Origin of the sequence: Pantoea sp. BR_17 (genome assembly GCF_041955125.1) — a bacterium.
Lineage (GTDB): Bacteria > Pseudomonadota > Gammaproteobacteria > Enterobacterales > Enterobacteriaceae > Pantoea > Pantoea stewartii.
In genome coordinates this window covers 108126-120927 of the sequence record NZ_JAVAXT010000013.1, presented here as the reverse complement: position 1 = coordinate 120927, position 12802 = coordinate 108126, and the positions used below count along the sequence as shown (strand labels likewise).

Here is a 12802-nt window from a genome sequence, read left to right as displayed (position 1 = left end):
ACATGCTTCCGTCAGGCTCGTCAGAAACGAGCGTTAATCAAATTCTTGCCCCTGCACACTGCAACAGGGACGGCGGCACAGGGCCAGCTCCCGTGGATAACGGCGAATTACCAGCGCGCTTTCAGCAGGTTTGGCTGAATACCGCCGATAGATCGGGTATTGCCAAACACCTGCGGCGCAATGCCGGCTTCAAACTCTTCACGGAAATATTTAATGGCGCTCTGCAGCGGCTCGACCGCACCCGGCGCGTGGGCACAGAAGGTTTTGCCCGGGCCAAGCTGGCGGCAAAGCTGCTCCAGGGTCTCAATGTCCCCCGGCTGGCCTTTTTTCTGCTCCAGCGCGCGCAGAATCTTCACGCTCCACGGCAGGCCATCACGGCATGGCGTACACCAACCGCAGGATTCGCGGGCAAAGAACTCTTCCAGGTTACGCACCAGTGAAACCATGTTGATTTCATGGTCCACGGCCATTGCCAGAGCGGTACCCAGACGGCTGCCGGCTTTACCAATGCTGGCAAATTCCATGGGCAGATCGAGGTGCTGCTCCGTTAAAAAGTCGGTCCCCGCGCCACCCGGCTGCCAGGCTTTAAAACGCAGGCCGTCGCGCATACCGCCGGCATAATCCTCAAGGATTTCGCGTGCGGTGATGCCAAATGGCAGTTCCCACACGCCAGGGTTTTTCACCCGGCCGGAGAAGCCCATCAGTTTCGTACCGGCGTCGTCGCTTTTTGACAGACCTTTGTACCACTCGACGCCGTTGGCCAGAATAGCCGGCACGTTCGACAGCGTTTCAACGTTGTTCACGCAGGTCGGCTTGCCCCACACGCCCGCGCTTGCCGGGAAAGGCGGCTTGGAACGTGGGTTGGCACGGCGACCTTCCAGGGAGTTAATCAGTGCCGTTTCTTCACCGCAGATATAACGTCCCGCACCGGTGTGGACGAACAGTTCAAAATCAAAACCGGTACCCAGAATGTTTTTGCCCAACAGGCCTGCTTCAGTGGCTTCCGCAATCGCACGACGCAGATGCACTGCGGCTTCAATGTATTCGCCGCGCAGAAAGATGTAGCCCCGGTAAGCTTTCAGGGCAAACGCACTGATTAGCATGCCTTCCACCAACTGATGCGGCATCTGTTCCATCAACAGGCGGTCTTTATACGTGCCAGGCTCCATTTCATCGGCGTTACACAGCAGGTAACGGATGTTCATGGATTCATCTTTCGGCATCAGGCTCCACTTCAGGCCCGTCGAGAACCCGGCACCGCCGCGCCCTTTCAGACCGGAATCTTTTACCAGTGAGACGATTTCGTCAGGTGCCATCCCTTTCAGGGCTTTTTCCGCACCGGCATAGCCGTTTTTGCTGCGATACTCATCAAGCCATACCGGCTGCTGATCCTCGCGCATGCGCCAGGTCAGGGGATGGGTTTCAGCAGTACGAATGATCTGTTTGATTGTCATTGATACTGCTCCAGCAAAGAGGCGATGCCTTCCGGCGTCAGATGAACGTGGGTATCTTCATCCACCATCATGGTTGGACCTTTATCACAGTTACCCAGGCAACAGGTCGGCAGTAAGGTAAAGCGACCGTCGGTTGTCGTCTGGCCAGGCTTAATATTCAGGTTTTCTTCCAGTGCCGCCTGAATCCCCTGAAAACCGGTGATGTGGCACACCACGCTGTCGCAGTAGCGAATCACGTGACGGCCAACAGGCTGACGGAAAATCTGACTATAGAACGTTGCCACGCCTTCTACGTCGCTGGCAGGAATTCCTAACACTTCTGCAATCGCATGGATCGCACCGTCAGGCACCCAGCCGCGCTGCTTCTGCACAATTTTCAGTGCTTCAATGGAGGCAGCGCGCGCATCTTCGTAATGGTGTTTTTCGTGCTCAATCGCATGGTGCTCTTCCGCACTCAGCACGAAGACCTCGTTAGGGTCGATCGTTTTAATAGCAATGTGTTGATCGTGCATAATTAGCGGTCCACGTCTGACATAACAAAGTCGATACTACCGAGGTATACGATCAGGTCGGATACCAGGCTGCCACGGATTACCGATGGAATCTGCTGCAGGTGCGGGAAGCTCGGTGTACGCACACGCGTGCGGTAACTCATCGTGCTGCCGTCGCTGGTCAGGTAGTAACTGTTGATCCCTTTGGTCGCCTCAATCATCTGGAAAGATTCGTTGGCCGGCATGACCGGGCCCCAGGAAACCTGCAGGAAGTGGGTGATCAGGGTTTCAATGTGCTGCAGCGTACGCTCTTTCGGTGGCGGCGTGGTTAACGGATGATCCGCCTTAAACGGCCCTTCCGGCATGTTGTTCAGGCACTGCTCCAGGATACGCAGCGACTGCCACATCTCTTCCATTTTCAGTTGTACGCGCGTATAGGCATCACTGATGCCGGCGCCCACAGGAACCTCAAAATCGAAGTTTTCATAGCCTGAGTAGGGGCGCCATTTACGCACGTCAAAATCGAGACCCGTTGCACGTAGTGCGGCACCGGTTGTGCCCCAGGCCAGCGCTTCTTCCATGTTATAGGCGGCTACGCCCTGCGAACGGCCCATCAGTACGGTGTTGCGCAGCGCCGCTTTGTCATACTCTTTCAGACGTTTTGGCATCCAGTCCAGGAAGTCACGCAGCAGGCGTTCCCAGCCTTTCGGCAGGTCATGTGCGACGCCGCCAATACGGAACCAGGCCGGATGCATACGGAAACCAGTAATCGCCTCCACCACGTCATAAATTTTCTGACGGTCGGTAAAGGCAAAGAACACCGGCGTCATGGCCCCGACGTCCTGAATAAAGGTGGAGATGTACAGCAGGTGACTGTTGATGCGGAACAGCTCTGAAAGCATCACGCGGATTACGTTAACGCGATCGGGCACCACGATGCCGGCCAGTTTCTCTACCGCCAGCACATAAGGCATTTCGTTGACGCAGCCACCGAGGTATTCGATGCGGTCAGTGTAGGGAATATAGCTGTGCCAGGACTGACGCTCACCCATCTTCTCGGCACCACGGTGGTGATAACCAATATCCGGAACGCAGTCGACAATCTCTTCACCATCCAGTTGCAAAATGATGCGGAACGCACCGTGCGCGGAGGGATGGTTAGGACCCAGGTTGAGGAACATGAAGTCTTCACTGGCAGTACTGCGTTTCATGCCCCAGTCTTCTGGCTTGAACGTCAGCGCTTCCATTTCCAGATCTTCTTTCTGTTTGGTCAGCGTGAAAGGATCGAATTCGGTGGCGCGCGCAGGGTAATCCTTACGCAGCGGGTGCCCTTCCCACGTCTGCGGCATCATGATGCGGGTCAGGTGCGGGTGACCGTCAAAAGTGATGCCGAACATCTCCCAGGTTTCGCGCTCATACCAGTTCGCATTGGCGAAAATTTTCGTGATGGTCGGCACGTGCATATCGTTTTCAGACAATGCCACCTTGAGCATGATGTCGCGATTGCGTTCAATCGAAAGCAGGTGGTAGAAAACGGAAAAATCCGCGGCAGGTAACCCGGCGCGGTGGGTGCGTAAACGTTCGTCCATACCATGCAGGTCATAGAGCATGACGTAAGGCTTGGGTAATTTACGCAGGAAAGTGATGATTTCCAGTAGCTGTTCACGCTTAACCCATACCACCGGAATCCCGGTACGTGTTGCCTGAACAGTAAAGGCATCCGGCCCAAAACGATTACGCAATTCGCCAATTACCGGGTCATCCAGATGATCCCGGGTTTGCCATAGCGGCTGAGCGAGATCTTGCGTGGTCAAATCTGTCATACGTTACTCACCATTCCGGCCTGCTAACAGGCGCTCAAATGAAGGCGTCAGGATGGTGCCATGCATTAATTTGTGTATTGTCGCTGCAGGCACTGATTCCATCCATACGGTTAACTTAAACTTCGTCTGGTGTACGCAGGTTGGTTACTGCAATACGCTCGCCACGCTTACGTTCACGCTCAGACTGCATATTGGCACGGTAAACGCCCTGATCGCCGACCACCCAGGACAGAGGACGACGCTCTTTACCAATCGACTCCTGCAGTAACAGCAGAGCCTGCATGTAGGCTTCAGGGCGCGGTGGGCAACCTGGAATGTAAACGTCAACCGGCAGGAATTTATCCACGCCCTGCACGACAGAATAGATATCGTACATGCCGCCTGAGTTAGCACAGGCCCCCATGGAAATGACCCATTTCGGCTCCAGCATCTGATCGTACAAACGCTGAATCACCGGGGCCATTTTAGTGAACGGCGTACCGGCAATAACCATAAAGTCGGCCTGACGCGGTGAGGCACGCATAACCTCAGCACCAAAACGCGCCACATCGTGCACGGCGGTGAAGGAGGTGGTCATCTCAACGTAGCAGCAGGAAAGACCAAAGTTGTAGGGCCACAGGGAATTCTTACGTCCCCAGTTCACCATGTCGTGCAGGGCATGTTCGAGCTTGCCCATGTAAACGCTGCGATGAACGTGCTGCTCCAGCGGATCGCTGACGATTTCCTGCTTTTGCAGAGGGTAACGGTCGTTCTCACCACCGTTCGGGTCTATGCGGGTGAGCGTATAGTCCATCTTATTGCCTCTCTTTTACTGCTTGTGAGGATTGGTGTGACTTACCGTGGGAGTTTTAACCACGATTCGGCGGCGTGCAGGAGTCCAGTCCAACGCGCCAATGCGCACCAGATAAACCAGGCCCGCCAGGAGCACCAAAATGAAAATTGCGGCTTCCACAAAGCCGACCCATCCACTTTCACGGATTGAAGTCGCCCATGCGTATAAAAAGAGAGCTTCGACGTCGAAGATAACGAAGAACATCGCCACCAGGTAGAATTTGGCGGATAAGCGGATGTGAGTATCACCCACGGATTCAATACCGGATTCGAAAGGCGTGTCTTTATGACGGGCACGAGCTCTGCCGCCTAACAGCCATCCTCCGGTCAACATAAACGCACAGAGGCCAAATGCGATGACGATAAAAACGATGAATGCCCAATGCTGAGCGATGATTTCGGTGGTAGTTGACATACTCATTGCTTACTCATCAAAAGTGGCGCTGGCATCCTGCTCTGGTTCTGGCAGCAAACTCACCACATCGATTCAAAGGGAAGGATAAAAACCTTACAAATTTTGCTGTTACTGTGCAATAAGCAGCAATTTTATGTGGTTTTTTACTCCTTTCTATAACCTTTTGTCAACTTTGACAAAAGTATCCAAACATTATTTTACACCTGCATCATATTATTAACATATGACGCGCGTGTTTCCAGCTAAATCGCTTCAGTCTGTAGGGGTAATTTCAGTGTAGCGGGTATTTCAACGTGTGGATCGCGTTATCAACGCGCATAGTTTGACAGGATTCGGCGGGATTGCCTTGCTTTTAGAAGGGCTATTTTGTTGATCCAGAACACAGAATTATCATTTTTGTGTTAAATTTAATCAGTTATCAGCCTGATTCGCATCAACAAATCTCCACTTCGTGCTTTCCCTTCCCCACTCGCCCTGTTGACCAGAGTATGAACAGGTAATTGACAGAACAGGACTGAAAAAGAAAACCACGGGTCAGAAAAGCAGCAAAAAAAAGCCTCTTGTTCCGGTTACAGAACAAAAGGCGCATTTACTCAGATTAACGTGCCGGCAGATTTCGCATTTTTTGCGAAAGAAGACGGGATTTACTCTTCGTCGTCCAGCAGTAAGGCACCATCGGCATTGCCGATCATGTTGTAGGGATCGTGGGTAGACTGCATGGCGTTGAAAATGGCCAGCGCCAGTTCGTTGTCGTTGTCCGCGTTGCGGCACAGCAGATACTGAGTATCTGGCAGCACCGGTAATCCTTCTGCTGCACCCATTACGCGCAGTTCAGGGCTCATCATCTCCACCGGACGCGCGGTCACGCCTAAACCAGCTTTAACGGCAGCACGCACCGCTGCCAGCGTTGAAGCGACGTAAGAGATGCGCCAGGGAATGCCTGCTTCGTTCAGATGGTCAATCGCCATATCACGGTAAGGGCTGGGTTCATCCAGCAATACCAGAGGGATCGCTTCCCCACGCTGGAACACATAGTCCGCTGCGCAATACCACAGGGTTGGCGATGTCCGCAGTACCTGGTGTGTAAAGTTACCCGGACTGGAGGTGGTAACAACCAGATCGACTTCGCCCTGATTCAGCATTTCCATCATAAATGGATTGCGTTTCACACGAACGTCAATGGCCAGTTTGGGATAAACAGAGGTAACGCGGTTTAACAGGAACGGCAGAATGGTATCGGACGTATCGTCTGACGCCCCGATTGTCAGAACGCCCTGAATATTGCTGTACATCAGCGATGTGCAGGCTTCATCGTTAAAACGCAGAATTTTTCTGGCATAACCCAGAAGCTGAATGCCATGTTCTGTTAATAATTTGTTGCGGCCATGCCTGGCAAACAACTCTTTACCGACCAGTTGTTCCAGACGCTGCATCTGCTGACTTACTGCCGATTGCGTTCTGCATACCGCAGCAGCCGCGGCTGCAAAGGTGTTTAAATCCGCAACAGCAACAAAAGTTCGAAGCAGATCGAGATCGAGATTAAGTATCGGACGATTTGCATTAGTCATGTTTTTCTTCACTTATTAGAGTTTTAAGAACTACTATCCTGGTGTTATTACAAGCTTATCAAAGCGATAAGCGGTAATGATGCTTCATGCCGTCCCATCACAGGGCCGACATAAAATTTACTTACGAAGGCGCACGGCACGTTCCTGTAAAACACGGAAGCCGTGACCTGAAGACAGAGACAACTTCTGTACCGAAGGCACTGGATGCAAAATTGCGGGAAGCTGTGTAGTTGTCTTTTTCAACCCCAAAAAAGTCATTACGCCGGGGTAAATGGGTCTGTCATACACACACGCTGTATCGCGTTTAATCACATCAAATAGTAAATTATACTTAATCATTTTTGACCGCAAAATGGAAATGTTTTTATGAAAAGCATTGCAAATTTTGATCGGATCGCATTTTCCAACACATCCCGCACGTCCTGTGCGCATTCAACCCGCCCAAAAACAGTGAATAAGACTTTTAGACAGGTAAACCTGTACTAAAGATGCTCTCTGTTTTTTAGCCTGGCTTCAAAAAACGGAAAAAAGTCCTTAGAGATAAAATAGTTAACCGTATTAACGATTAATGCACGGCTGTCACACCCTACTTACGCTATGCACTATCGTGCAAAATTTATGCATCAATAAAGCATAATTAAACTATTTCATTTATGACGCATTAGGCCTGTTCTGATTTCACTATGTGGATTACGTTCCCTGTCGGCATAAAAAAAACAGCAACGCGCCAAACAAAGCCTTTTTATCATGCAGCATAAAAAACCATTAATGATGACTAAAGCAGACTTTTAAACCATGCAGGGTCATAAGCAATATGCATTACGTCGTCTGGACGGAGACAAAGATGCTGAAGACGCCAAAACCACCTCGCGCCCTTCTTTTGTGTTCGTGAGGAGAGTACATTGTGCAGGTTTGTTTTCAGCGGCAGGCAAAAGGATTCTGCATATTAAGGCGGCCAAAAATGACTTTTCAAATTGATAAATCCGGCAAACTGGACAATGTGTGTTATGACATTCGTGGGCCGGTTTTAAAAGAGGCCAAGCGCCTGGAAGAAGAAGGTAATAAAGTTCTCAAGTTGAACATCGGTAACCCCGCGCCGTTTGGCTTTGAAGCGCCCGATGAAATTCTGGTGGATGTGATCCGTAACCTGCCCAGTGCACAAGGTTATTGCGATTCCAAAGGGCTCTATTCCGCCCGAAAGGCCATCATGCAGCATTATCAGGCGCGGGATATGCGCGATGTCACAGTAGAAGATATCTACATTGGAAACGGTGTCTCAGAACTGATCGTTCAGGCGATGCAGGCGCTGCTGAACAGCGGAGATGAAATGCTGGTTCCGGCACCGGACTATCCGCTCTGGACGGCAGCCGTGTCGCTGTCGAGCGGAAAAGCCGTGCACTATTTGTGTGATGAGTCCGCCGGCTGGTTCCCGGACCTGGACGATATTCGTAGCAAAATTACGCCACGCACTCGCGGCATTGTTATCATCAACCCCAACAACCCCACCGGTGCGGTTTACAGCAAAGAGCTGCTGATGGACGTGGTTGAGATAGCCCGTCAGCATAACCTGATTATATTTGCTGACGAGATCTACGATAAGATCCTCTACGATGCCGCACAGCACCACTCTATTGCCGCACTGGCACCGGACTTGTTAACGGTCACGTTTAACGGCCTGTCAAAAACCTACCGCGTGGCGGGCTTCCGTCAGGGCTGGATGGTGCTGAATGGCCCGAAAAAGCACGCAAAAGGCTATATAGAAGGGCTGGAAATGCTGGCTTCCATGCGCCTGTGCGCCAACGTTCCGGCGCAGCACGCAATTCAGACCGCCCTGGGGGGATATCAGAGCATCAGCGAGTTCATCGCACCGGGTGGTCGTCTCTACGAACAGCGTCAGCGAGCCTGGGAACTGATCAACGATATTCCCGGCGTCAGCTGTGTGAAGCCGGAGGGAGCGCTGTACATGTTCCCGAAAATTGATGCCAAAAAATTCAATATTCAGGACGACCAGAAGATGGTGCTGGACTTCCTGTTACAGGAAAAAGTGCTGCTGGTGCAGGGCACCGCGTTTAACTGGCCGTGGCCCGATCATCTGCGTATCGTAACCCTGCCGCGCGTCGATGACCTGGAAATGGCCATCAATAAGTTTGGCCGTTTCCTGCAAGGCTACCGCCAGTAGTCCTGTTGCATCTATACTGATGTCATTTTGGGGAGAGTTAACCTCTCCCCTGTCGTAAACAGGAATGACCATGACTCAAAGCCATTTCTTCGCCCACCTCTCACGCCTCAAACTGATTAACCGCTGGCCACTGATGCGTAACGTGCGGACCGAAAACGTCTCTGAACACAGTTTACAGGTGGCGATGGTCGCCCATGCGCTGGCCATCATCAAGAACAAAAAGTTTAACGGTAACCTGAATGCCGAGCGCATCGCGATGATGGCGCTGTACCATGATGCCAGTGAAGTGCTCACGGGCGATTTGCCTACCCCGGTGAAGTATTACAACGCGCAGATTGCCCATGAATACAAAAAGATTGAGAAAATCGCGCAGCAGAAGTTGATTGAGATGCTGCCCGACGAGTTGCAGGACGTTTATCGCCCGCTGATTGATGAACATCTGCACAGTGAAGATGAGAAAGCGGTAGTGAAGCAGGCCGACGCACTCTGCGCCTACGTTAAATGCCTGGAAGAGTTGTCGGCAGGCAACAATGAATTCTTACTCGCCAAGGCGCGGCTGGAAAAAACCCTGACTCAGCGTCGCTCGCCTGAGATGAGCTATTTTGTTGAGGTGTTTATCCCAAGCTTTAGCCTGTCTCTGGACGAAATCTCGCAAGATACACCGCTCTGATTCGGGCGGCCCGATGCCGCCACTCTGCACTTAAGGCTGGCTGTGAAAGGCAAACTTACCCGCTGGCTGTCTGGTAATGATTAGTGACGCCAGTGAAGTCAGGCGCAGCGCCACGTCATCCAGTCGCGGTGTCTCGTCTGGCGCATTGACAGCAATGACGGCACAGCCCGCCGACAGCCCGGCGATCACGCCAGCAGGCGCATCTTCAACCACAACACAGTCGGCTGGAGACAGTTTCAGCCTTTCGGCACCCAGCAGGTAGGGATCGGGTTCAGGCTTACCCTTTGCTACCTGCTCAGCCGTAATGAAGACCGCAGGCAGAGGCAGGCCCGCCGCTTTGTGGCGGGCATGAGCCACTGGCACAGAACCTGAAGTAACAATCGCCCAGGGGATCTGCAGTTCATTAAGCTGAGTGAGCAGCGCCAGGGCACCTGGTAACGCCTTCACACCGTCCGTATCTTCCGCTTCCGTTTTTTCCAGTGCCAGGAACTCGGCCTGAATCGCGGCCTCTGACTGACCGGCCATAAAATGACGCAGGGAGGTGATTGCCTGTTTACCGTGAATGAAGTCCAGAATTTCATCAGCCGCAATGCCATGACGTGCGCCCCAGTTAGACCAGGCACGTTCAACCGCCGGTAATGAATCCACTAAGGTGCCGTCTAAATCAAACAAAAAACCACTGTACTCCACACGTCACTCCTCATCAGGCGTTAATGATTTGCGCAATCTCGTTTACGCTTAAATGGTACTGGCGGGGACAAGTCTGCCATAAAGCCAGCATGCGTTGATACTTTTCCCACATCGGTGTTTGTGCATTGAAGCCGTGCGTGCCGGAATCAAAATGCGTGTAGCGCCCTTCCGTATTCACCATAAAACGTACATAGCCAAGGTAGCGGGATTCCGTAGCCGCATCAAATCCCAGAAACGCCAGGCGCCGGGTATCGATCTCTCCTTCGGTTTTCAGATTAGACCAGGAAATCTGTAGCGCATGGTGCATTTCCATGATGTCGATGAGCGTACGGCAGGTGGCTTCAGAGAGTTCGCCGAACTCTTTATCCAGTTCACGCATCTGCAGGCTGTAGCCGCGCTCAATAATGGTCTGATAACGCCGAAAGCGCTCCGCATTCTCAGGCTCCAGCATCGCCATCATTTTGTACTGGTTCGCCAGAATTAAGCGTTGTGCGTGGGTCATTTCCATCTTTCTCTCCCTCAGCCCAGAGGCTGTTCAGGTTTTATACGATGGAAGGATGATGACACAGGGGGAGCGATGCGGAGGTTGCCACATCGCTTTTCATTGATTTAACCACAGATTCACATGCAATATTTCGGCACGCTGCAGGTTAGAGATCGTCCAGAAAAGTCCGGTCCAGTTGCTTAAAGGCGCGCTTCAGCAGATCGGCAAGCGCCTGATAGGTTGGCGTGCCTTCAACCGGCGCAATCGCCTGCCCTGCGGCTTCCAGTTTGGTGCGCACGTCATGAAACCAGCGCAGAAGCGTCGGCGGCAGTGGCGTGACCGAACGTTTGCCCAGCCACCACAATCCCTGCATCGGTAAACTGCAGGCGAAAAGCGCTGTCGCGACGGCAGGGCCCAGTTGCCCACCCATCGCGATCTGCCAGGTCAGTGTAAACACCGCCAGCGGGGGCATAAAGCGAATGGCAAAACGCGTGGCCGTTGATACCCGGTTTTCGGGAAAGACTGGTGCCAGACGTTTATCATTGGGCCACGTCTTCATATAATGCTGTCCGCGCTGAAACATCCGGAACCAGCCCGTGTTAGATTGATTCGCCATGGCTCGCCTCAACTAATGCTGTATTTTTTGAAAAATAACTATAACGACACAACTTTACGTAACATCCTTCAAATCTTTTTGTCTTTAAAGGTGACTCCGGCTATTCTGACGCCGTTTTAGTCGCGTCAGTGTCGCAACCTTCTTTGTCACAGAGGCGATAAGACCCGTTTTAAGCGTGATTTAAAATTTATGCGTAAAAACTCAACTTTTTTTGCGTATAACGCATTATTTTGACCCGGGTATGACTTTTGTCATTAATCTGGCAGCTTCAATAGGCTACGCTGTATGTCTGATTGCGTTTTTTTTAGCCACTTTTAACAAATAGGTACTTCCATGTCGAGTAAGTTAGTACTGGTCCTGAACTGCGGCAGCTCATCCCTTAAGTTTGCCATTCTGAATCCCACCACCGGAGACGAATTTCTGTCAGGTCTGGCTGAATGTTTTCACCTGCCCGAAGCGCGGATCAAGTGGAAGCTTGACGGCCAAAAACAGGAAGCACCTTTAGGTGCTGGCGCTGCCCACAGCGAAGCACTGAATTTCATTGTTAAAACAATTCTGGCACAAAAACCAGAGCTTTCGGCACAAATCGCTGCAATAGGTCATCGCATCGTCCACGGCGGTGAAAAATTGACGCAATCGGTCGTGATCTCTGACGCTGTCGTTCAGGGTATCAAAGATGCCGCTTCTTTTGCACCGCTGCATAATCCTGCGGGCCTGATCGGCATTGATGAAGCGATGAAAAACTTCCCCCATTTGTCTGACAAGAATGTGGCGGTTTTTGACACCGCTTTCCATCAGACAATGCCGGAAGAATCCTATCTCTATGCGCTGCCCTATGCGCTCTACAAAGATCACGGCGTGCGTCGCTACGGTGCGCACGGTACCAGCCACTACTATGTGACCCACGAAGCGGCAAAAATGCTGAATAAGCCGCTGGAAACCCTGAATATCATCACCTGTCACCTCGGTAACGGTGGATCGGTTTCTGCCATCCGTAACGGCGAATGTGTGGATACCTCCATGGGGCTGACGCCGCTGGAAGGCCTGGTGATGGGCACCCGCAGCGGGGATATTGATCCGGCCATCATCTTCTTCCTGCACGATACATTGGGCATGAACGTGGATGCAATCAACAAGATGCTGACCAAAGAGTCCGGTCTGTTAGGGCTGACCGAAGTCACCAGCGACTGCCGCTACGTTGAAGATAATTACGCCACGAAAGACGATGCCAAACGCGCAATGGACGTATTCTGCCATCGCCTCGCCAAATACATCGGCAGCTATACTGCGCTGATGGACGGCCGTCTTGATGGCGTGATCTTCACCGGTGGTATCGGTGAAAATGCGGCGATGGTCCGCGAGTTAACGCTGAAGAAACTGGCTCTGCTGGGCTTTGAACTCGATCATGACCGCAACCTGGCCGCGCGTTTTGGTAAAGCGGGCTTCATCAACAAAGAGGGCACGCGTCCGGCACTGGTTATCCCAACGAATGAAGAGTTAGTCATCGCCAGGGACGCCGCGCGTCTTACCGCCTGATATCCTTTCTCCGTCAGCTCAGGCTGACGGTGTTATTTTGACACC

12 protein-coding genes are annotated in these 12802 nt (G+C 52.1%); 3 read left to right on the top strand and 9 right to left on the bottom strand.

From position 1 onward, the window contains the following. Positions 1–107: 107 nt before the first annotated feature. The 6 genes from nuoF to lrhA all read right to left on the bottom strand — a co-directional run bounded on the left by nuoF (position 108) and on the right by lrhA (position 6582). On the bottom strand, positions 108–1448 hold the full coding sequence (gene nuoF, locus RAC60_RS18670; protein ID WP_170317973.1) for an NADH-quinone oxidoreductase subunit NuoF: 1341 nt from the start codon (positions 1446–1448) through the stop codon (positions 108–110). A gap of 2 nt (positions 1449–1450) precedes the next feature. Then, entirely contained in the window at positions 1451–1966 is a 516-nt protein-coding gene (gene nuoE, locus RAC60_RS18665) for an NADH-quinone oxidoreductase subunit NuoE (protein ID WP_006120024.1), read from the bottom strand. Positions 1967–1968: 2 nt separating this feature from the next. Then, the gene (gene nuoC, locus RAC60_RS18660) at positions 1969–3768 is read right to left on the bottom strand and encodes an NADH-quinone oxidoreductase subunit C/D (protein ID WP_006120025.1); all 1800 of its coding nucleotides are present in this window, start codon (positions 3766–3768) and stop codon (positions 1969–1971) included. A gap of 115 nt (positions 3769–3883) precedes the next feature. Continuing rightward, positions 3884–4561, bottom strand: coding sequence for an NADH-quinone oxidoreductase subunit B family protein (locus RAC60_RS18655; RefSeq protein ID WP_006120026.1), 678 nt, complete (start codon positions 4559–4561; stop codon positions 3884–3886). A gap of 15 nt (positions 4562–4576) precedes the next feature. Beyond that, positions 4577–5020 (bottom strand): NADH-quinone oxidoreductase subunit A, encoded by a 444-nt coding sequence (locus RAC60_RS18650; RefSeq protein WP_006120027.1) that lies wholly within the window; start codon positions 5018–5020, stop codon positions 4577–4579. 638 nt (positions 5021–5658) lie between these two features. Continuing rightward, a complete protein-coding gene (gene lrhA, locus RAC60_RS18645; protein WP_033740635.1) occupies positions 5659–6582 on the bottom strand; it encodes a transcriptional regulator LrhA in 924 nt (307 codons plus the stop codon). Positions 6583–7543: 961 nt separating this feature from the next. Between lrhA and RAC60_RS18640 the strand changes: the two genes are divergently transcribed. Both RAC60_RS18640 and yfbR read left to right on the top strand, forming a co-directional pair. Continuing rightward, on the top strand, positions 7544–8761 hold the full coding sequence (locus tag RAC60_RS18640) for a pyridoxal phosphate-dependent aminotransferase (protein WP_033740636.1): 1218 nt from the start codon (positions 7544–7546) through the stop codon (positions 8759–8761). A gap of 70 nt (positions 8762–8831) precedes the next feature. After that, the gene (gene yfbR / locus RAC60_RS18635) at positions 8832–9431 is read left to right on the top strand and encodes a 5'-deoxynucleotidase (protein WP_006120030.1); all 600 of its coding nucleotides are present in this window, start codon (positions 8832–8834) and stop codon (positions 9429–9431) included. 30 nt (positions 9432–9461) lie between these two features. Here yfbR and RAC60_RS18630 read toward each other — a convergent pair whose 3' ends face one another. The 3 genes from RAC60_RS18630 to yfbV all read right to left on the bottom strand — a co-directional run bounded on the left by RAC60_RS18630 (position 9462) and on the right by yfbV (position 11221). Continuing rightward, entirely contained in the window at positions 9462–10121 is a 660-nt protein-coding gene (locus tag RAC60_RS18630; protein ID WP_006120031.1) for a sugar phosphatase, read from the bottom strand. A 13-nt stretch (positions 10122–10134) separates the two neighbouring features. Continuing rightward, complete coding sequence (locus tag RAC60_RS18625; RefSeq protein ID WP_006120032.1) at positions 10135–10629, bottom strand: YfbU family protein; 495 nt, start codon at positions 10627–10629, stop codon at positions 10135–10137. A gap of 142 nt (positions 10630–10771) precedes the next feature. Beyond that, positions 10772–11221: a terminus macrodomain insulation protein YfbV gene (gene yfbV / locus RAC60_RS18620; RefSeq protein WP_006120033.1), complete on the bottom strand. Its 450-nt coding sequence runs from the start codon at positions 11219–11221 to the stop codon at positions 10772–10774. A 333-nt stretch (positions 11222–11554) separates the two neighbouring features. Here yfbV and ackA point away from each other — a divergent pair, with 333 nt between their 5' ends. Then, a complete protein-coding gene (gene ackA / locus RAC60_RS18615; protein WP_033740641.1) occupies positions 11555–12757 on the top strand; it encodes an acetate kinase in 1203 nt (400 codons plus the stop codon). Positions 12758–12802 lie beyond the last annotated feature (45 nt).

What these genes read in the sequence shown, in the direction of transcription:
- yfbR (WP_006120030.1), top strand. Translation starts at nt 8,832, where the DNA reads ATGACTCAAAGCCATTTCTTCGCCCACCTCTCACGCCTCAAACTGATT.
- nuoC (WP_006120025.1), bottom strand. Translation starts at nt 3,768, where the DNA reads ATGACAGATTTGACCACGCAAGATCTCGCTCAGCCGCTATGGCAAACC.
- RAC60_RS18625 (WP_006120032.1), bottom strand. Translation starts at nt 10,629, where the DNA reads ATGGAAATGACCCACGCACAACGCTTAATTCTGGCGAACCAGTACAAA.
- lrhA (WP_033740635.1), bottom strand. Translation starts at nt 6,582, where the DNA reads ATGACTAATGCAAATCGTCCGATACTTAATCTCGATCTCGATCTGCTT.
- RAC60_RS18640 (WP_033740636.1), top strand. Translation starts at nt 7,544, where the DNA reads ATGACTTTTCAAATTGATAAATCCGGCAAACTGGACAATGTGTGTTAT.
- nuoE (WP_006120024.1), bottom strand. Translation starts at nt 1,966, where the DNA reads ATGCACGATCAACACATTGCTATTAAAACGATCGACCCTAACGAGGTC.
- ackA (WP_033740641.1), top strand. Translation starts at nt 11,555, where the DNA reads ATGTCGAGTAAGTTAGTACTGGTCCTGAACTGCGGCAGCTCATCCCTT.
- RAC60_RS18650 (WP_006120027.1), bottom strand. Translation starts at nt 5,020, where the DNA reads ATGAGTATGTCAACTACCACCGAAATCATCGCTCAGCATTGGGCATTC.
- yfbV (WP_006120033.1), bottom strand. Translation starts at nt 11,221, where the DNA reads ATGGCGAATCAATCTAACACGGGCTGGTTCCGGATGTTTCAGCGCGGA.
- RAC60_RS18655 (WP_006120026.1), bottom strand. Translation starts at nt 4,561, where the DNA reads ATGGACTATACGCTCACCCGCATAGACCCGAACGGTGGTGAGAACGAC.